Below are 19,242 nucleotides of genomic sequence, written 5' to 3' on the forward strand. Positions count from 1 at the left end.
CGTGTCAGGTTGCGTCAGGTTTCCGCCGCATCGGACTCGCTCAGCAGCAGCGCCAGCAGCACGGCCGAGCCAATGGGGGCAAAGATCACGATGGCGATAAACCACGGCGCGAACGACCGCCCCGTGCGCCGCACCAGCTGCATCATGAAGACGCAGTGCATGGCGCTCGCCACCAGCATGCCCAGGCCCATGACGGCGATCCGAGCCGCCGGCGGCTCGGGCTCGTTGGCGCCGCTGATGAGCTGCCACACGCAGATGCCGGCCACCAGCAGCGTGATCACGGCGTATTCGACGGTGCTCTTGATTTCGGCCTTCATTCAACTCTCCACGATCAACTTCTTCAACGGCGCCGGCAAGGCGTAATCCGCGAGTTTCTCCCGGGCGACCCAGGTGCCGCCAGGAGTCATGCCCTCGGGCGACTCGGACCTCAGCGTGTGCAGCACCCAGTCGAAGTGCGTCAGCGCGTGCTCGATGCGCGGCAGCGTCTGCAGTTCGCCACCGCCCAGCGCCGCACGGGCGCTGGCCTCGTCGTCGAACATCGGCAGCGTCCACATGCCGGCCCACACGCCGGTGGACGGCCGCTGCTGCAACAAGACCTGCCCCCCGGCCTCCAGCCACAGCCACCAGTTCTCGCGCCGGCCGCGCTTGAGCTTCTTCGTCTTGACGGGGTAGCGCGTCGGGTCGCCCTGCTGCTGCCCGCGGCACATGGGCTGCACGGGGCACAGCAGGCAGTCGGGCGAGCGCGCGCCGCAGACGGTCGCGCCCAGGTCCATCAGGCCCTGCGTGTAGCGATCGACGTCCTGCTGCGGCAGGAGTTCGGTGGCGCGGTCCCAGAGCTTCTTTTCGGCGGCGCTGCTGGCAAGGTCGCCGTCGAAGGCCAGCACGCGGGACAGCACGCGCTTGACGTTGCCGTCCAGGATGGCCACGCGTTCGCCGAAGCAGAAGGCTGCGATGGCCGCGGCAGTGGAGCGGCCGATGCCCGGCAACGTCTGCAGGCCCGCCGCGCTGCGCGGGAACTCGCCACCGTGCAGCTCGGCCACGGCCTTGGCGCAGGCATGCAGGTTGCGCGCACGGCTGTAGTAGCCCAGGCCGGCCCACTGCGCCAGCACCTCGTCCAGCGTCGCCGCGGCCAAGTCCGTCACCTTCGGCCAGCGCGCGAGGAAGCGCTCGTAATAGCCCAGCACCGTCGTCACCTGCGTCTGCTGCAGCATGACCTCGGACAGCCAGACGCGGTAGGGATCGCGCGTGTTCTGCCACGGCAGCGTGTTGCGGCCGTGGCGGCGCTGCCAGGCGACCACCGTCTTGCCGAAATCCTCGATCAGCGCTTCTGACATGACGGGCAGAAAAAGGTGGAACGTTGACCCTGCACGATGCGCTTGACGAGCGTGCCACACCGCCGGCAGGGCTCGCCCTCGCGGCCGTAGACCTGGGCCTGCATCTGGAAGCTGCCGGCCACGCCGTGCGCGTCGCGGAAGTCGCGCAGCGTCGTGCCGCCGGCCTCCAGCGCCTGGCCCAGCACCTGGCGCACGGCAGCAGCCAGCTTGTCGGCCCGCGGGCGGCTCAGCTTGCCGGCCGCGAGCCGGGGATCGATGCCGGCCATGAACAGCGCCTCGCAGGCGTAGATGTTGCCGGCGCCGACGACGATGTCGCCCGCCAGCAGCGCCTGCTTGATCGCCACACGCCGGCCGCTCAACGCGGCATGAAGGTGCAGGCCATCGAAGCGCTCGTCGAAGGGCTCCAGGCCCAGACCTGACAGCAACGTCGCGACCGGCTCGGCATCCAGCGCCGCGGCCCAGACGACGGCACCGAAGCGGCGCGGATCGGTCAGCCGCAGCAGGCCGCGGTCGGTGTGCAGGTCGAAGTGGTCATGCGCGCCGGGCGCCGGCGTCGTGTCGAGAAACGCGAGCGACCCCGACATGCCGAGGTGCATCAGCAGCCCGCCCGAACTTGTTAGCCCCAAGGGCTGGTCTGCGCCCAGCCCGCCCCCCGAGGGGAGCAAGGCGACTCGGGGCGGCCCAGCGTCGCCTTTTTCCAGCGGAAGCCACAAATATTTACCCCTTCTTTGCACGCTGCCGACGCGGGCGCCGAGCAGCGTTTCGGGGTCCACGCCGATGGGCCAGCGCAAGGGTTTTCCCAGGCGAAGACCGGTCACCCGGGCTCCCTGGATGGCGCCGGCAAAGCTGCGACGCGTGACTTCGACTTCGGGCAACTCGGGCATTTGCTGGAAATCATAATCAGCGCCTGCTCCTGGAGTCCCGTCGAATGCCGTTCCCCGTCCGTCGTATCGCCTGCGCCGCCGCCCTGCTGATGGGGCTGCAAGCCCACGCCCAGGAAGCGCCCTCCGCGCCGATCGCCAACTCGGCGATGGACGCGCCCCTGTTCTACCAATTGCTGATCGGTGAACTGGAGCTGAACGGCGGCCAGCCCGGCGTCGCCTTCCAGGTGCTGCTGGACGCCGCGCGCCGCACCGGCGACGAGGCCTTGTTCAAGCGCGTCGTCGACATCGCCATCCAGGCCCGCGCCGGCGACCAGGCGCTGATGGCCGCGCGCGCCTGGGCCGACACGGTGACCACCTCCGCCGAGGCGCAGCAGACCGTCGTGCAGCTGCTGGCGCTGCTGAACAAGCCCGCCGAGGTGCCGCAGCCGCTGACGGCGCTGCTGCGCCTGTCGCCGGCCGAGCAGCGCCCCGGCCTGATCGCCGCGCTGCCGCGCCTGTTCCAGCGCTCGCCGGAACCCAAGGCCGTGCTGGCCGCACTGGCGCCGGTGCTGCAGGCCCAGACCGGCCCGCTCAAGCCCGCCGCGCTGTTCACCGAGGCACGCCTGTGCATCGCGGCCGGCGACAACGCCCGCGCGCTGACGCTGACCCGCGAACTCAACCAGGCCTTGCCCGACGGCGACGACGCGATGCAGCTGGCGCTGGACCTGCTGCCCACCGAGCCGCAGGCCGAAAGCCTGATCACCGCCCGCCTGCAGCAAAAGCCCGATCAGCACGCGCTGCGCCAGGCCTACGGCCGTGCGCTGATCAAGGCCCAGCGCACCGTTGATGCGCAGCGCGAGTTCCGCCTGCTGACCGAGACCACGCCGGACAACCCCGCCGCCTGGCTGGCGCTGGGCGCCATCGAGCTGGAGCTCAAGCACCTGCCGGCCGCCGAGACCGCGCTGCGCGAAAGCCTCAAGCGCCTGGACACGCCGGCCGCCGGCACCGACGCCGAGATCGCCTCCCGCGCCGAAGGCCGCCAGAGCGCCTGGCTGCTGCTGTCACAGGTGGCCGAACAGCGCGGCGACCTCAAGGCCGCCGAGGCCGCGCTGCAGAAGGTCGATGGCAACGGCATCGACATCCGGTTCCGCCGCGCCACGCTGCTGGCCCGCCAGGGCAAGCTGGCCGAGGGCCGCAAGCTGCTCACGCCCGCCGCCGACGCCAGCGACGAAGACACCCGCGCCGCGCTGCTGGCGGACGCGCAGCTGCAGCGCGAGAACCGCGACTTTGCCGGCGCGGCGGCCTCGCTGAAGGCCGCCGTCGAGCGCTTCCCCGAGGACACCGATCTCCTCTACGAGCAGGCCATGATGAGCGAGAAGCTCGGCCACTTCGACGAGATGGAGACCCAGCTGCGCAAGGTCATCACGCTCAAGCCCGACCACCATCACGCCTACAACGCGCTGGGCTACTCCTTCGCCGATCGCAACGTGCGCCTGCCCGAGGCCAAGCAGCTCATCGAACAGGCGCTCAAGCTGGCGCCGGGCGAGCCCTTCATCGTCGACAGCCTGGGCTGGGTCGAATTCCGCCTGGGCCAGCTGCCCGAGGCCGCCAAGCTGCTGCGCCAGGCCTACGCCGCGCGGCCCGACGCCGAGATCGCCGCCCATCTGGGCGAGGTGCTGTGGCTCAGCGGCGCGCAGGACGAAGCCCGCAAGGTGCTCGCCGAAGCGACCCAGCGCGATCCCGAGAACGAAGCGCTGCGCGAAACGCTGGGCCGCCTGAAGGTGAAGCCTTGAGGTTCGCGACCGCCGCCCTCTCCTTCGCCCTTGCCCTCGCCCTCGCCGGCTGCGCGCAGCTGCCGAAGACCCCGCCCGCCGAGACCAGTGAATCGCGCCTCGGTGGCCGCATCAGCGTCAGCATCGCCGGCGACGTGCACAACCGCGGCACCGGCGGCGCGGCGACCTTCGAGCTGTTCGGCAACCCCGAAGCCGGGCGGCTGGAGCTGACCTCGCCGCTGGGCACGCTGGTGGCCCGCGCCCGCTGGAGCCCCGGTCTCGTCTCGCTGCAGACACCGGACGGCGAACGCCGCTTCGACGACCTCGACGCGCTGACCCGCGAGATGCTGGGCGAGGCCGTGCCCGTGGCCGCGCTGTTCGACTGGCTCCAGGCCCGCCCCTGGCCGGCCGCGCCGCACGAGAAGACGGCCAAGGGCTTCGAACAGCTGGGCTGGCGCATCGAGCCCCGGCTGCCGACCCTCGTCGCCACGCGCCTGGCCGCACCTGTCGTCACACTGCGCGCCGTGCTGGAAGGGAGCGATGAAGGCAATCCATGACCTGGCCGCACCGGCCAAGCTCAATCTCTTCCTGCACATCGTCGGCAAGCGGTCGGACGGCTATCACCTGCTGCAGTCGGTCTTCGTGCTCATCGACTGGGCGGACACGCTGCACGTCGAGCTGCGCACCGACGGCCGGCTGGCCCGCCACGACATGCTGGGCGGCGACCTCCCGGCCGACGACCTCTGCCTGCGCGCCGCGCGGCTGCTGCAGCAGGAGGCCGGCTGCACGCTGGGTGCGGACATCCACCTCGAGAAGCGCCTGCCCGCCGGCGCCGGCATGGGTGGCGGCTCGTCCGACGCCGCGACGACGCTGCTGGCGCTGAACCGGCTGTGGGGCTGCCGACTGCCGCTCAAGCGGCTGCTCGCGCTGGGCCTGAAGCTGGGCGCCGACGTGCCCTTCTTCCTCGGTGGCGGCCCGGCCTTCGTCGAGGGCATCGGCGAAATCCTGCATCCGATCACGCTGCCCGAGCAGCGCTTTGCCGTCATCAAAGGGCCCGGCGGGCTGGCAACAAAAGAGATTTTTTCGAGCCCCTTCTTGGCAAGGTCCGAAAACCTGGCTATAGTCGCGGGCTTTCCTGCCTCGGCCGGAACTGCAGAACGAATAGCCCAAGGCTTTGGTCGCAACGACTTGCAGCCAGCGGCAGAAGCGATCAGCAGTGACGTACGGAACGCGTTGGATCTGATGTCGAAGCAATTCGGCAACGCCCGGATGACGGGCTCGGGTGCAGCGGTGTTCTCGGTGCTCGGGGAAGGAGAAACAGGCAAGGACGACCAGTCCCTGGCGACATTGCTTCAGGCGCAACCTGAAGAGTGGACCGGTCGAATCTGCCGCAGCTTGGCTCACCACCCGCTCGCGGGCTGGGCCGACTGAGAAAGTTTTGGGGTGCAGCAGCTCTGCTGTGTCCTGTGTAGGGGAGTCGCCAAGTTGGTCAAGGCATCGGATTTTGATTCCGACATGCGAGGGTTCGAGTCCTTCCTCCCCTGCCAAATTCTTTTGATACTTCGCTGAACCGGCGCGCGCTTCAGCGAGCCACTGACTGAATCCAGAGGCTCCAAGTGCTGCTCAACACGGTTCTCTTCACCGGCAACGCGAACCCGGTCCTCTCGCAAGAAATCGCCACCCATCTCGGCCTCGAGCTGGGCAAAGCCGTCGTCGGCCGCTTCTCGGACGGTGAAGTCACCGTCGAGATCCAGCAGAACGTGCGCGCCCGCGATGTATTCATCGTGCAGCCCACTTGCGCGCCGACGAACGAGAACCTGATGGAACTGCTGATCATGGCCGACGCGCTCAAGCGCGCCAGCGCCCGCCGTGTCACGGCCGTGATCCCCTACTTCGGCTACGCCCGCCAGGACCGCCGCCCGCGCTCCACCCGCGTGCCGATCTCGGCCAAGGTCGTCGCCAACTGCCTGGAAACCGTCGGCGTCGAGCGCGTGCTGACGATGGACCTGCACGCCGACCAGATCCAGGGCTTCTTCGACATCCCGGTCGACAACATCTACGCGTCGCCGGTGCTGCTGTCGGACCTGAAGAGCCGCAACTACAGCAACCTCGTGGTCGTGTCGCCCGACGTCGGCGGCGTCGTGCGCGCCCGCGCGCTGGCCAAGCAGCTCGGCTGCGACCTGGCCATCATCGACAAGCGCCGCCCGGCGGCCAACGTCTCCGAAGTGATGCACGTCATCGGCGACATCGACGGCCGCAACTGCGTGATCATGGACGACATGATCGACACCGCCGGCACGCTGGTGAAGGCGGCCGAGGTGTTGAAGGCCCGCGGCGCCAAGAGCGTGTTCGCCTACTGCACCCACCCCATCCTGTCCGGCCCGGCCATCGAACGCATCTCGGGTTCGCAGCTGGACGAGGTCGTCATCACCAACACCATCCCGCTGACCGACGCGGCCAAGGCCTGCAAGAAGATCCGCCAGCTGTCGGTGGCCTTCCTGTTCGCCGAAACGATCCGCCGCATCTCTGACGGCGAGTCGGTCACGTCCCTCTTCTCCGAGCAGAACAACAACTTCTGATCGGATATTCGTGGCCGTCGCAAGACGGCTTTTTCAACGCGGTGCCTGGTCGCGGGTGCCGTTTCTCTTTTGGAGATAAACCATGAAGTTCGTCGCTTTTGAGCGCAAGCTGCAGGGGACCGGAGCGAGCCGCCGCCTGCGAGTTGCCGGCAAGGTGCCCGGTATCGTTTATGGCGCTGGTGAGCCCGCACTGATCGAACTCGATCACAACGCGCTGTACCACGCCCTCAAGAAGGAAGCCTTCCACAGCTCCCTGCTGGACATGGAGCTGAACGGCACCGTGACGCAGGTCCTGCTGCGTGACTTCCAGATGCACCCCTACAAGCCGCAAGTCAATCACATCGACTTCCAGCGCGTGGACGCCACCACCAAGATCACGAAGAAGGTGCCCCTGCACTTCGTCGGCGAAGAGAACTCCGTGGCCGTCAAGACCGACAAGAACACGGTCAACCACGTCATCACCGAGCTGGAAATCACCTGCCTGGCCCAACAGCTGCCCGAGTTCATCGAGGTGGACCTGTCCGGCCTGACCGCTGGCCACTCGCTGCACGTCAACGACGTCAAGCTGCCTGCCGGCATCAAGGTCGTCACGCACGGCAAGCCGAACCCCGTCGTCGCGACGCCGGTCGCGCCGGTGGCTGAGGAAATCGTCGTGGCCGCCGCTCCGGCCGCCGACGACAAGAAGGGCAAGAAGGGCAAGAAGTAATTCCTGCCTGGCTTCCCGCCAAGACGAAGGGCTCCCGCTGGGAGCCCTTTTTCATTTCAGGCCTTGAACGTGACCCAGGGCCGCAGCCTCACGGCCGCCTGGATGAGCCCGGCCTGCTCCTGGGCCTCGATGACCGGCCCGATGGGTTTGTAGGCATGTGGCGCTTCTTCCACCCGGCGCTCCTCGCGCAGCGTGACGCAATGCCACGCCTGATCGGCAGCAGGCGCCGCCTTCAGCGCCCGCACCTGCTGGCGACGCACCGCCCGGCCCGCGCCGTGGCTGCATGACCAGAGCCAGTCCGCGTGGCCCAGCCCCGTCGCCAGGTAGGAGGCATCGCCCATCGACCCCGGGATCAGCGCCAGATCGCCCGCATGTGCGGGCGTCGCGCCCTTGCGGTGGATGTTGAGCCCATGCTCGCGCAGCACGACGTTGTGCGGCACGTCGACCACCAGCCGGGAGCCACCGGCGCCCGCCACCGCCTCCAGATCCTTGCGCACCAGCTCGGCCAGCACCACGCGGTTCGCCCACGCGTAGCGCGCTGCGGCGCCCATCGCTTGCAGGTAGTCGTCGGCCAGCGGCCCCTGCAGGCCGTAGAGCCCGCTGCGCGGATGCCTGACGCCCGCAGGCCATGCCAGCTTGGCGCGGTCCATCCAGGCCTGGCCGACGTAGAAGCCCAGCTCCCGCGAACCGCTGTGGATCATGACGACCACGTCACCCGCCCTCAGCCCCGCGTCGTAGGCCGCATGCCGGTCGAGCACGGCGTCGACGACCTGCAGCTCCACGAAATGGTTGCCTGCGCCGGGTGTGCCCAGGCTCGGATCGCGGAAGACGGCGTGCGCGTCGCTCCTGTACGCCGCCGGCACATGGCGCGAATGGCCGGCGAACGACGCCAGGCCCACGCAGCGCTGCACCTCGGCCCGCAGACGCTCGCGGTCGCACTGCGCCCACAGCCCCAGCGGGTCGAGCCGGTCCAGGAAGGCGTCCGGCCCGTCATCGAACAGCGCCGTGAACGCCCGCGTCGACACCGGCACGTCACGGCCGTTGTCCAGCAGGCTGCGGGTCAGCCGTTTGACCAGCGCGTCCTTGTGCGGCGCAAGCTGGCCGAGGCCGAGCCCGGTCGTCAGCAGGCGCATGCCGCAATTGATGTCGGTACCGATGGAACTCGGGATGACGAAGTCGGCCGGCGTCGCGACGACCGAGCCCACGGGCGCGATGGCGCCGGGGTGAAAGTCTGGCGTGGCGCAGGCCCTGCACACGCCGGCATGGCCGTCGGCTGAGCGCACGCCGGCGAAGTCCAGCAACTGGTGCACGGCCTTTTCCTCCAGCGGCAGCGTGGCCGGCAGCAGGATCGTGGCCTGCGCGGCCTCGTTGTGGACGCGGTAGATGCCGTCGCGATAGTCGAGCGCGATGCCGTGGCGGGCGAACGCGCGTTGAAGTCTCTGAGGGTTGCTCATGGCTGCAAATCTCTGGAAGCCGGGTGGCTTCACGGCCCGCACATCGCGCGGGCGAAAGGACACGTCCGGAGCACACGCCTGCGGCGGTGGTCCGGGAAAGCCTTTCTTGCAGCAGCAGAGTCAAGAAAGAACGACGCAGTGTAGACGGCGGGCGCCGTCGCCGGTCAGCCGCGGCGGCCCCGCGTTCAGGCGGGCGTGGGGCTCAGACGACGTTCACGCCCAGCGCGGCGATGAGGCCCGCAGCCTGGTCGACGGAGATCGTGGCGCCCTTGAAGTGCTGCAGCAGGTCGCCTACCTGCAGCGCGCCCAGCCGCGCGCGGCGCAGGTCGGCGCCGGCGAACCTCGCGTGCTTCAGGCTGGCGTTCGTGAGGTCGCAGTCGTCGAGCAAGGCATCGGTGAAGTCGCAGCCCGACAGGTCGGCCGCCGAGAAGTTCAGCCCCTGCAACTTCTGCTTGCGAAAGGACAGGCCACGCAGGTCCGCGCTGACCAGCAGCGACGCGCTCAGGCCCATGCCCAGCGTGCGGGCCTCGGTGAAGCGCGCGCCGGTGAGCTTGACCTCGTTGAACGCGGCGCCGGCCAGCTTGGCACGGCACCAGCTGGTGTTGTTCAGGTCGCCATGGTCGAAGCGGGCATCGGTGAGATCGGCGAAGTCGAAACTCGCGCCCGCGCAGCGGCAGCGCTGCCAGCGTGTGCCGCCCAGCGCCGCGCGGTCCAGCTGGGTGCCGATGAAGCTGCAGCCGACGAACTCCACACCTCGCAGCGCCAGCCGGCCCAGGTCCTCGCCATCGAACGCGCAACGCTCGAAGCGCAGCGGCGCCTCCGCATCGGCCAGCAGTCCCTCCAGCGCGTCTCGGGTCAGGGATTGGTCGGACGTGACGAGCACGTCGGCAGGAGCATCGAGAGACATCGGAACCGGTGGCAAGGAGGGAGCGCGACTCTAGTGGGCCGCGGCGCCGTGAGGCCGAATGCCCTTGCGAAAACCCGAGGGCTTTGACGCCGGCGTTGACGACCAGGTCCCTGCTGTGGACAAAGCACCGGACAAAAAAAGGGCTCCCGCAGGAGCCCTTGGTTCAGTAGGGAAACGCGAGCCTCAGAAGTCGCAGGGGTCACCCGTGCGCGGCGTGCCGAGGTCGACGACGAAGTTGCTGGCCGTCGGGCCCGACGAGCCGCTCGGCACGGCGACGACCAGCTTGCCGCCGCTCCAGGTGCCGCGGGCGACGACGAGGTCGCCGGCCGCCACGGTCGTGGCCTGGGCGCGCAGGCGCCAGCCACGCGGGCTCGCGAACGTCGCCGGGTCGGCCGACACGCCAAGGCCGTGGATGGCGAACGTCGTCGGCACCGTGGCGCTGGTGCCGTTGACCGGCGCCGGCGACGCGTCGACGACGCCCTGCACCGACGCGGCCGTGGACGCCGGCGCGATCTTCAGCGCCGCCGCCGTCAGATTGCCGCTGCCATCGGCCGTGGCGCTGATGACCAGGTGCTTGCTGGTCGAGGCGGCCAGCACGGTCTGGAAGGTGGTGATGTTGAAGGCCGAGCTGCCCGAGCGGGGCGCGGAGTGGGTCGAGCGGTCGGCAAGGCGCGTGGAGGCGTCGACGTTGATGGCCTGGCCCAGCACGGTCACGACATACGTGTTGGCGCTGGCGCCGGCCGCGACGGCCGTGAAATCGCCCTCCAGCGTCACCGTGCGGCTGACGGCGGCGTGCAGCAGCTTGATGGCGCTAGCCGTCACGCTGGTGCCGTTGCTGGCGACGGTGCCCGTCACGCGCACGTCGTCGCCGACGACCGGCAGGCTGGCCGCAGCCAGCGCGGCGCCGTCGATGTTGACGCCGCGCAGCACGAAGCCCGTGCCGCTGGCGCTGGACACGCGGCCCTGCAGCTCGACCGTGGCACCGACCGTCTGCACCGGCAGCTTGCTGCGCAGCGCGGCCGTGGTGGCGCTGAACGTCGTGGCCGGCAGCGCCGGTGCGGTGGCCGAGAACGCCGACACGACCTGGCCGGCCGTGAAGGCCGACGCGCAGGCCACGGTGCCGCTGTCGTTCTTGCAGGTGGCCTGGCCGAGATTGACGGTCAAGCCACCGATGACGACGCTGCTGCTGCCGACGGAGGCGACCGCGCCTTCGACCTTGAAGGCCGCGGCGCTGCTGCTGGACGGCACGTCACCGACGGAGATCAGTGTCGCCACGATGTTGGCGCTGGTGCCGGTGGAGAACAGGAAGCCGTGCACCGTCACGTAGCTGCCGGGGCTGGACGCGCCGGACGTGGCCGTCAGGTCGGACAGGCCGGCGACGGCCGTGCAGGTCGGCGTCGTTGCCGTCGCGCAGGCGCGGCGGTCGGAGAAGTTGGTGGCCGACGTCAGCTGCACGGTCTGGCCCATGACGGTCAGCGTGCTGGCGGTGGTGTCGGTTGCGTCGACATAGCCGCGCGCCAGCGGATGCAGGCGGATCTCGTCGGCCTGCGGGGAGGCCGAGTCCAACGCGGTCGCGGACATGGGCTTGACGTCCACGCTCATGCCGACCTCGAGGGTCGATTCGTCGGTGACGGCAACGCCGGTGTCGTTGTCGATGACCTTGGCACCCGTCGTCGAGAACTCGCGCCCGTTGACGAAGACGCTGCCGAATGCAGTGATCTCGCCGGACGAGGCAGACAGCGTCGTCGCCGGCGAGCCCGTGGAGTTGCTGGTCGTGGCGTCGGACGATCCCGAGCCGCCACCACCTCCGCACGATGCCAGCCAGACAACACTGGCCAGCGATGCGGCCAGCAGGAAAGCATTTCGTCTCATGTGCAGTCTCCTCGCGACGGCAGGACCCCCAGGTCCTCGCCAAGAGACGGCAGCTTCCGCCTTGAACTTTGCCGGCTGGTATCTGACTTGTGTCGAGTCGAAACTTTCGCTGACAGCAACTACTGCGGCGGCAGTCGCCCGCCAAGGTTCTTCAGCAGCAGCGTCGCCGCTGCCAGCTGGCGGTTGCGGGCGCTGAGCAGGCTGGATTCGGACGACAGCAACGAGGTTTGCGCGGAACCCACGTTCAGGTAGCTGACAGTTCCAGCGCGGTATTGAGCCAACACGATGTCCAGGTTCCGCCGCGCGGCATCGAGCGCGTCGTTCTGCAAGGCAAGGGCCGCGCCGGACTCGGCGAACGCGACGAGGTTGTCCTCGACCTCCTGGAAGGCCGTCAGCACCACCTGGCGATAGTTGGCCGTCGCCACGTCGGCCGACGCGCGCGCCTGGGCCGAAGCCAGCTTGCGCTGGCCACCGTCAAAGATCGGCTGCGCCACGGCCGCGCCCACGCTCCACAGCAGGTTGGGCGCAGACACGAGGTGCGACCACGAGGCGCCCTTGTAGCCGGCGCTGGCGGACAGGTCCACCGACGGGAAGAAGGCCGCGTCGGCAATACCGATCTGCGCGTAGGCCGCGACCTGGCGCGCGCGCGCCGCGGCGATGTCCGGGCGCTGTGCCAGCAGCGTGGACGGCACGAGCGTCGGCACCGCCGGCAGCTCCGGCAGGCTGGCACTGGCGGGTAGCTGGAACTGGCCCGGCAGCTTGCCCAGCTGCACGGCGATGGCGTGCTCCAGCTGCGCGCGCGCGGCGCGCGAGTCGGCGAGCTGGGACTGCACGCTACGCAGCTGAGTGCGCGCCTGCAGCACGTCGCTCTGCGCGACGACGCCGCTGGCGAAGCGCGCCTGCGTCAGGTCCAGCACCTTCTGGTTGGCGGCTTCGGTGCGCACCAGCAGGGCCTGCTGCGCCTCGGCCGTGCGCAGCGCCAGGTAGTTCTGCGTCAGCGCGGACTGGGCCGACAGGCGCAGCGCGGCGAGGTCGGCCTGGCTGGCCTGGAAGCTGGCACCCGCGGCCTTGATGCCTTCGGACAGCCGCCCCCACAGGTCGACCTCCCAGGCGGCGTTGGCGGTCAGCGAGTTGCTGGTGGACAGCGTGCGCTGGCCGGCGCTGTTCTCGACCGTCGCCGAGCGCGTCGTGCCGGCGCCGAGCGACAGCGTCGGGAAAATCGCCGAGCCGCTGGCCTGCAGCACGGCCCGCGCGGACTGCACCTGGGCCAGCGATGCGGCGAGGTTCTGGTTGCCGACGACGAGGTCGGCCTGCAGGCCGTCCAGCACCGGGTCCTTGAACAGCGTCCACCAGGCCTCGGGCACGGCCGCCTCCGGCGCGACGCGCTGCCAGTCGGTGGAACCCTTGAAGGCCGCGGGAGGAGCGGGCTCGGCCGGCGGCTTCTGCGCGGTCACGGCGCAGCCGGCGAGCAAGAAGGCCGACAGCAGGGACAGCGTCAACGGAGCGAATGCGTTCTTGGGCATGGTGTCAGGCGGCAGTCTGCAGGACGGGTGCGGTGCGGGCCGGCGCGCGGCGCTTGCGGCTCAACCGGTCCATGCAGCAGAACACGACGGGTGTGGTGTAGAGGGTCAGCAGCTGGCTCAGCAACAGGCCGCCGACGATGGAGATGCCCAGCGGCACGCGCAGCTCGGCGCCTTCGCCGTGGCCCAGCGCCAGCGGCACGGCGCCGAACACCGCGGCCACCGTCGTCATCAGGATGGGCCGAAGCCGCAGCAGCGCAGCGCGGTAGATGGCAGCACCCGCCGACAGGTGCCGGCCGCGCTCGGCCACGGCGTCCTGCGCCGAGAGCGCGAAGTCCAGCATCATGATGGCGTTCTTCTTGACGATGCCGATCAGCAGGATCACGCCGATCAGCGCAATGATGGTGAAGTCGGTCTTGAACAGCATCAACGCCAGCAGCGCGCCGACGCCGGCCGACGGCAACGTCGACAGGATCGTGATCGGGTGGATGAGGCTCTCGTAGAGCATGCCCAGCACGAGGTAGATCGTCACGATGGCCGCGAGGATGAGCAGCGGCTGCGACTTCAGCGAGGCCTGGAAGGCCTGGGCCGTGCCCTGGAAGCTGCCGCGCACCGACACGGGCGCGCCGCTGCCGGCCACCGCGTCGTTGATGGCCACGACGGCGTCGGACATCGACACGCCCTCCGACAGGTTGAAGCTGATCGTGCTGGCCGGCGTGCCGCTCTGGTGGTTGACGGCCAGCGGCGTGCTGGTGGTCGCCACGCGCGCCACCGCCGACAGCGGCACCTGCTGGCCGCCACTGCTGGTCAGCATCAGCCGGTTCAGCGTCTGCGGGCTCTGCAGCCACTCGGGCGCCAGCTCCAGCACGACGCGGTACTGGTTCAGCGGGTTGTAGATGACGCCCACCTGGCGCTGGCCGAAGGCGTCGTTGAGCGTGCTGTCCAGCCCGTTCATCGTCAGGCCCAGGCGCGCCAGCGCGTCGCGGTCGACAACCAGCGACGTCTGCGAGCCCTTGTCCTGCTGGTCGGTGTTGACGTCGGTGATCTCGGGCACATCAGTCAGCGCGCGGCGGATGCGCGGCTCCCAGGTGCGCAGGTCTTCCAGCTCGTCGGCCTGCAGCGTGTACTGGTAGGTGGCGTTGGCCTGCCGGCCGCCGATGCGGATGTCCTGCACCGGTGCGAGGAAGAGGTTGGCACCGGGCACCTTGGCGAGCTTGCCGCGCAGCCGGTTGATGACGGCGTCGATGTTCTCCTTGCGCTCTTTCTGTGGCTTGAGGCTGATGAACATGTTGGCGCTGTTGCGCTGGCCGCCGCCGGTGAAGCCGGTCACGTGGGCGACGGCCGGGTCGGCACGCACGATGTCGTGGAAGGTGCGTAGCTTGATCTGCATGGACTGGAAGCTGCTGGCCTGGTCGGCCTGCACGCCGCCGATCATCAGCCCCGTGTCCTGCTGAGGGAAGAAGCCCTTGGGGATGGTCACGTACAGATGCACGTTCAGCGCGACCACGCCCGCCAGCGCCAGCAGCGCGAGCGGCTGGTGGCGCAGCGTCCAGCGCAGCGAACGACGGTAGCCGCGCATCAGCCCGCGCTGCAGGCCGGCCAGCCAGCGGGCGAAGCGGCCCGAGGCCCTGGCCTCGGCGTGCGGGCGCAGCAGCGTGGCTGCCATCATCGGCGTCGTGGTCAGCGACACGACCATCGACACGAGGATGGCCACCGACAACACGACGGCGAACTCGCGGAACAGCCGCCCGACGATGCCGCCCATCGCCAGGATGGGGATGAAGACGGCGATCAGGCTCAGCGAGATGGACACCACCGTGAAGCCGATCTCCCGGGCGCCCTTGAGCGCAGCCTGCAGAGGCGTCTCACCGCGCTCGATATGGCGCGAGATGTTCTCCAGCACGACGATGGCGTCGTCGACGACGAAGCCCGTGGCCACCGTCATCGCCATCAGCGACAGGTTGTCGATGCTGTAACCCAGCAGATACATGACACCGGCCGTGCCTGCCAGCGACACCGGCACGGCCACGGCCGGCAGCAGCGCGGCGCGCAGCCGGCGCAGGAAGATGAACACGACGACGATGACCAGGCCGAACGAGATGGCCAGCGTGCGCTGGACCTCGCTGATGCTGCCGCGGATGGTCGACGTGCGGTCCATGACGACGTTGACGTCGATGGCCGGCGAGATGGACGCACGCAGCTGCGGCAACAGCGCGCGCACCGTGTCGACCGTCTTGATGATGTTGGCGCCCGGCGCCTTGTTCAGGATCAGCATGACGGCGGACTTGCCGTCGGCCAGGCCGTCGTTGCGCAGGTCCTGCACGCTGTCCTCGATGGTCGCCACGTCGCGCAGGTGCACGGCGGCGCCGCTCTTGTAGCTCAGCACCAGCGGCGCGTAGTCGCTGGCCAGGCGGGCCTGGTCGTTGGCGGCGATCTGCCAGGCGCGGTCGTCCGCCTCCAGCATGCCCTTGGGCCGGTTGGCGTTGGTCGCCACCACGGCCGCCCGCACCTGCTCCAGCGAGATGCCCTGGGACGACAGCTTGTTCGGGTCCAGCTCGATGCGCACCGCCGGCAGCGCGCCGCCGCCCACGGTGACCTGGCCCACGCCGTCCACCTGCGACAGCCGCTGCGCCAGCACCGTGGACGCGGCGTCGTACATCTGGCCACGCGTCAGCGTCGGGGACGTCAGCGACACGATCATGATGGGCGCGTCGGCCGGGTTGACCTTGCGGTAAGTCGGGTTGCTGGGCATGCCCGACGGCAGCAGCGAGCGCGACGCATTGATGCCGGCCTGCACGTCGCGCGCGGCGGCGTCGATGCTGCGGCTGAGGTCGAACTGCAGCGTGATGCGCGTGTTGCCCAACGAAGACGACGACGTGATCTCGGTGACGCCGGCGATGCTGCCCAGCGTGCGCTCCAGCGGCGTGGCGACCGTGGCGGCCATCGTGTCCGGGCTGGCGCCGGGCAGCGAAGCGCTGACCGAGATGGTCGGGAACTCCACCTGCGGCAGTGGCGCGATGGGCAGCAGCAGGTAGGCGATGGCGCCGGCCAGTGCGATGCCGCAGGTGATCAGCGCCGTGCCGATGGGGCGTTCGATGAAGACACGCGACAGGTTCACGCCGGTGCCCCTTGTGCGTGGCGGCCGCGCTTCAGGCGTGCAGCCAGCGCCGCGAAGCCCAGGTAGATGACCGGCGTCGTGAACAGCGTCAGCAGCTGGCTGACGATGAGGCCGCCCACCATGACCACGCCGAGCGGATGGCGCAGCTCGCTGCCCACGCCGGTGCCCAGCATCAGCGGCAGCGCGCCCAGCAGCGCGGCCATCGTCGTCATCAGGATGGGGCGGAAGCGCAGCAGACAGGCCTGGCGGATGGCTTCGCGGGCGCTGAGCCCAAGGTCACGCTCGGCTTCCAGCGCGAAGTCGATCATCATGATCGCGTTCTTCTTGACGATGCCGATCAGCAGCACGATGCCGATGATGGCGATGATGTCCAGGTCCAGCCGGAAGGCCAGCAGCGCCAGCAGCGCCCCCAGCCCGGCGGACGGCAGCGTGGACAGGATGGTCAGCGGGTGGATGGTGCTCTCGTAGAGCACGCCCAGCACGATATACATCGTCACGATGGCCGCCAGGATGAGCAGCAGCGTGCTGGTGAGCGACGCCTGGAAGGCCAGCGCCGCGCCCTCGAAGCGCGTCTCCACGCTCAGTGGCAGTTGCAGTGCGTCGACCTCGGCGCGGATGGCCTTGACCGCGTCGCCCAGCGACGCGCCCGGCGCGAGGTTGAAGGAGATCGTCGCCGACGGGAACTGCGCCACGTGGTTCACGGCCAGCGGGGCCGCCCGCTCGCTGAACTTCGCCACCGAGCTGAGCGGCACCTGCGTGTTGCCCGTGCCCGGCACGTACAGCCGCTGCAGCGCCGACAGGCCCGCGCGGTCGCGCTGCGCCACCTCCAGCACGACGCGGTACTGGTTGCTCTGCGTGAAGATCGTCGAGATCAGCCGCTGGCCGAAGGCGCTGTAGAGCGCGCTGTCGATGGCCGCCACGCTGACGCCCAGCCGCCCGGCCGCGTCGCGGTCGATGTCGACGAAGGCCTGCAGCCCCTGCTCCTGCTGGTCGCTGGCGACGTCGGCGATCTGCTTCACGTCGCGCAGCCGCTGCAGCACGGCGGTCGTCGAGCGGCTCAGCTCGGCGATGTCGGGCGAGCTCAGCGTGAACTGGTATTGGGTCTTGGCGACGCGGTCCTCGATGGTCAGGTCCTGCACCGGCTGCAGGAACAGCGAGATGCCGGGCTCCTCGGCCGCCGCGGCAGCGACGCGGCGCGACACCTCGGTGGCGCTGGCGCCGCGCGCCTCCTTGGCTTTCAGCGAGATTTGCAGCCGGCCCTGGTTCAGCGTCGTGTTGCCGCCGTCCACGCCGATGAATGACGACACGCTGTCCACGGCCGGGTCCTGCAGCACGCGCTCGGCGATGCGCTGCTGGTGCTCGGCCATGGCCGCGAACGAGGTCGACTGCGCGGCCTCGGTGATGCCCTGGATCTGGCCCGTGTCCTGCACCGGGAAGAAGCCCTTGGGCACCAGCAGGTAGAGCACGCCGGTCAGCCCCAGTGTCGCGACGAAGACGATCAGCGTCGCGGCCTGGCGGTCCAGCACCCAGTCCAGCATGCGGCCGTAGGCGGCGATGGTGTCATCGAAGGCCTTGCCCACCAGGCGCCAGACGCGGCCGTGGTCCTCGTCGTGTTCGTGCTTGAGCAGCCGCGCGCACATCATCGGCGTCAGCGTCAGCGACACGAAGGCCGAGATCAGGATGGAGACCGCCAGCGTGATCGCAAACTCGTGGAACAGCCGGCCGACGACGTCGCCCATGAACAGCAGCGGGATCAGCACGGCGATCAGCGACACCGTCAGCGAGATGATCGTGAAGCCGATCTGCTTGGAGCCGGACTGCGCGGCGGCGTAGGCGCTGACGCTCTCGCCGCCCTCCTCCATGTGGCGCGCGATGTTCTCGATCATGACGATGGCGTCGTCGACGACGAAGCCGGTGGAGATCACCAGCGCCATCAAGGTCAGGTTGTTGATCGAGAAACCGGCGAGATACATGACGCCGAAGGTGCCCACCAGCGACACCGGCACGGCAACCGCCGGGATGACGGTGGCCGGCACGCTGCGCAGGAACACGAAGATGACGCCGATGACCAGCACGACGGCGAACAGCAGCTCGTGCTGCACGTCGGTGACGGACGCGCGGATGGTCGTCGTGCGGTCGCTGAGCAGCTGCACGTCCAGCGACGCCGGCAGGCTGGCCTGCAGCTGCGGCAACACCGCGCGCACGCGGTCCACCGTCTCGATGACGTTGGCGCCGGGCTGGCGCTGCACGTTCAGGATGACGGCCGACACCGACGGTTTGCCGGCCTGCCCGGCCCACGCGGCCAGCCGCAGGTTCTCGGCGTCGTCCACCAGCGCCGCCACGTCCTTCAGCCGCACGGCATTGCCGTTCTTGTAGGCGATGACGAGGTTGGCGTATTCGCTGGCGTTCTTCAGCTGGTCGTTGGCATCCAGCGTGGAGGCGCGCAGCGGGCCGTCGAAGCTGCCCTTGGACTGGTTGACGTTGGCCGCCGAGATGGCCGTGCGCACGTCGTCGATGGACAGGCCCAGCGTGGCCAGCGCGCCGGGGTCGGCCTGGATGCGCACGGCCGGCCGCCGGCCACCCGCGATGGCCACCAGGCCCACGCCCGGCACCTGCGAGATCTTCTGCGCGAGGCGGTTCTCGACGAGATCGTGCACGCGCGTGATCGGCAGCGTGGACGAGCTGACGGCAATAGTCAGCACCGGCGCGTCGGCCGGGTTGACCTTGCTGTAAACCGGCGGCATCGGCAGGTCCGTGGGCAGCAGGTTGCTGCCGGCGTTGATGGCCGCCTGCACCTCCTGCTCGGCCACGTCCAGCGCCATGCTCAGGTCGAAGCGCAGCGTGATGACCGACGCGCCGCCCGAGCTGCTGGACGACATCTGCGCCAGGCCCGGCATCTGGCCGAACTGGCGCTCCAGCGGCGCCGTGACGGAGGACGTCATCACGTCGGGGCTGGCGCCGGGGTAGAGCGTCGTGACCTGGATGGTGGGGTAGTCCACCTCGGGCAGGGCCGACACCGGCAGCAGCCGGTAGGCCAACGCGCCGGCCAGCACGATGGCCAGCATCAGCAGCGACGTCGCGACCGGCCGCGCGATGAAGAGACGGGACGGGTTCATC

14 protein-coding genes and 1 tRNA gene are annotated in these 19,242 nt (G+C 69.5%); 6 read left to right on the forward strand and 9 right to left on the reverse strand.

Going from position 1 to position 19,242, the window contains the following annotated elements; genetic code table 11:
• Window positions 1–14: 14 nt before the first annotated feature.
• From ACG04R_RS18220 to mutM, 3 genes are read right to left on the reverse strand one after another with little or no spacing between them, the layout of a single operon-like run.
• A complete protein-coding gene (locus ACG04R_RS18220; RefSeq protein WP_394413894.1) occupies window positions 15–317 on the reverse strand; it encodes a hypothetical protein in 303 nt (100 codons plus the stop codon).
• Window positions 318–1,334 (reverse strand): A/G-specific adenine glycosylase, encoded by a 1,017-nt coding sequence (gene mutY / locus ACG04R_RS18225; RefSeq protein ID WP_394413897.1) that lies wholly within the window; start codon window positions 1,332–1,334, stop codon window positions 318–320.
• Complete coding sequence (gene mutM / locus ACG04R_RS18230; RefSeq protein WP_394413900.1) at window positions 1,319–2,218, reverse strand: bifunctional DNA-formamidopyrimidine glycosylase/DNA-(apurinic or apyrimidinic site) lyase; 900 nt, start codon at window positions 2,216–2,218, stop codon at window positions 1,319–1,321. Before mutM ends, mutY begins: the two co-directional genes overlap by 16 nt.
• Before the next feature lie 44 nt (window positions 2,219–2,262).
• On the opposite strand from mutM, the gene ACG04R_RS18235 reads away from it, so the two are divergent.
• The 6 genes from ACG04R_RS18235 to ACG04R_RS18260 all read left to right on the forward strand — a co-directional run bounded on the left by ACG04R_RS18235 (window position 2,263) and on the right by ACG04R_RS18260 (window position 7,254).
• Complete coding sequence (locus ACG04R_RS18235; protein WP_394413903.1) at window positions 2,263–3,990, forward strand: tetratricopeptide repeat protein; 1,728 nt, start codon at window positions 2,263–2,265, stop codon at window positions 3,988–3,990.
• Entirely contained in the window at window positions 3,987–4,526 is a 540-nt protein-coding gene (locus ACG04R_RS18240; protein ID WP_394413906.1) for an outer membrane lipoprotein LolB, read from the forward strand. The genes ACG04R_RS18235 and ACG04R_RS18240 overlap by 4 nt, the downstream gene beginning before the upstream one ends.
• Window positions 4,510–5,400: a 4-(cytidine 5'-diphospho)-2-C-methyl-D-erythritol kinase gene (gene ispE, locus ACG04R_RS18245; protein WP_394413910.1), complete on the forward strand. Its 891-nt coding sequence runs from the start codon at window positions 4,510–4,512 to the stop codon at window positions 5,398–5,400. The genes ACG04R_RS18240 and ispE overlap by 17 nt, the downstream gene beginning before the upstream one ends.
• Window positions 5,401–5,439: 39 nt before the next feature.
• Window positions 5,440–5,516: transfer RNA gene (locus tag ACG04R_RS18250), tRNA-Gln, on the forward strand.
• 69 nt (window positions 5,517–5,585) lie between these two features.
• On the forward strand, window positions 5,586–6,548 hold the full coding sequence (locus ACG04R_RS18255; protein ID WP_394413913.1) for a ribose-phosphate pyrophosphokinase: 963 nt from the start codon (window positions 5,586–5,588) through the stop codon (window positions 6,546–6,548).
• An 82-nt stretch (window positions 6,549–6,630) separates the two neighbouring features.
• On the forward strand, window positions 6,631–7,254 hold the full coding sequence (locus ACG04R_RS18260; RefSeq protein ID WP_394413916.1) for a 50S ribosomal protein L25/general stress protein Ctc: 624 nt from the start codon (window positions 6,631–6,633) through the stop codon (window positions 7,252–7,254).
• Window positions 7,255–7,310: 56 nt separating this feature from the next.
• Here ACG04R_RS18260 and ACG04R_RS18265 read toward each other — a convergent pair whose 3' ends face one another.
• From ACG04R_RS18265 to ACG04R_RS18290, 6 genes are all read right to left on the reverse strand, one after another.
• Window positions 7,311–8,708, reverse strand: a complete 1,398-nt coding sequence (locus tag ACG04R_RS18265; protein WP_394413918.1) for an RtcB family protein — start codon at window positions 8,706–8,708, stop codon at window positions 7,311–7,313.
• Between the two features lie 202 nt (window positions 8,709–8,910).
• Window positions 8,911–9,615 carry a pentapeptide repeat-containing protein gene (locus ACG04R_RS18270; protein WP_394413921.1) on the reverse strand — a complete coding sequence of 235 codons (705 nt, stop codon included), beginning with the start codon at window positions 9,613–9,615 and terminating at the stop codon, window positions 8,911–8,913.
• Window positions 9,616–9,798: 183 nt separating this feature from the next.
• Window positions 9,799–11,487 carry a DUF5666 domain-containing protein gene (locus tag ACG04R_RS18275; RefSeq protein ID WP_394413924.1) on the reverse strand — a complete coding sequence of 563 codons (1,689 nt, stop codon included), beginning with the start codon at window positions 11,485–11,487 and terminating at the stop codon, window positions 9,799–9,801.
• A gap of 119 nt (window positions 11,488–11,606) precedes the next feature.
• Entirely contained in the window at window positions 11,607–13,010 is a 1,404-nt protein-coding gene (locus ACG04R_RS18280) for an efflux transporter outer membrane subunit (protein ID WP_394413927.1), read from the reverse strand.
• A gap of 4 nt (window positions 13,011–13,014) precedes the next feature.
• A complete protein-coding gene (locus tag ACG04R_RS18285; protein WP_394413930.1) occupies window positions 13,015–16,125 on the reverse strand; it encodes a multidrug efflux RND transporter permease subunit in 3,111 nt (1,036 codons plus the stop codon).
• Window positions 16,122–19,241, reverse strand: coding sequence for a multidrug efflux RND transporter permease subunit (locus tag ACG04R_RS18290; RefSeq protein WP_394413933.1), 3,120 nt, complete (start codon window positions 19,239–19,241; stop codon window positions 16,122–16,124). Before ACG04R_RS18290 ends, ACG04R_RS18285 begins: the two co-directional genes overlap by 4 nt.
• Between the last annotated feature and the right edge of the window lies 1 nt (window position 19,242).

The sequence above is a fragment of the Pelomonas candidula genome, from assembly GCF_043555985.1.
Lineage (GTDB): Bacteria > Pseudomonadota > Gammaproteobacteria > Burkholderiales > Burkholderiaceae_C > Pelomonas > Pelomonas candidula.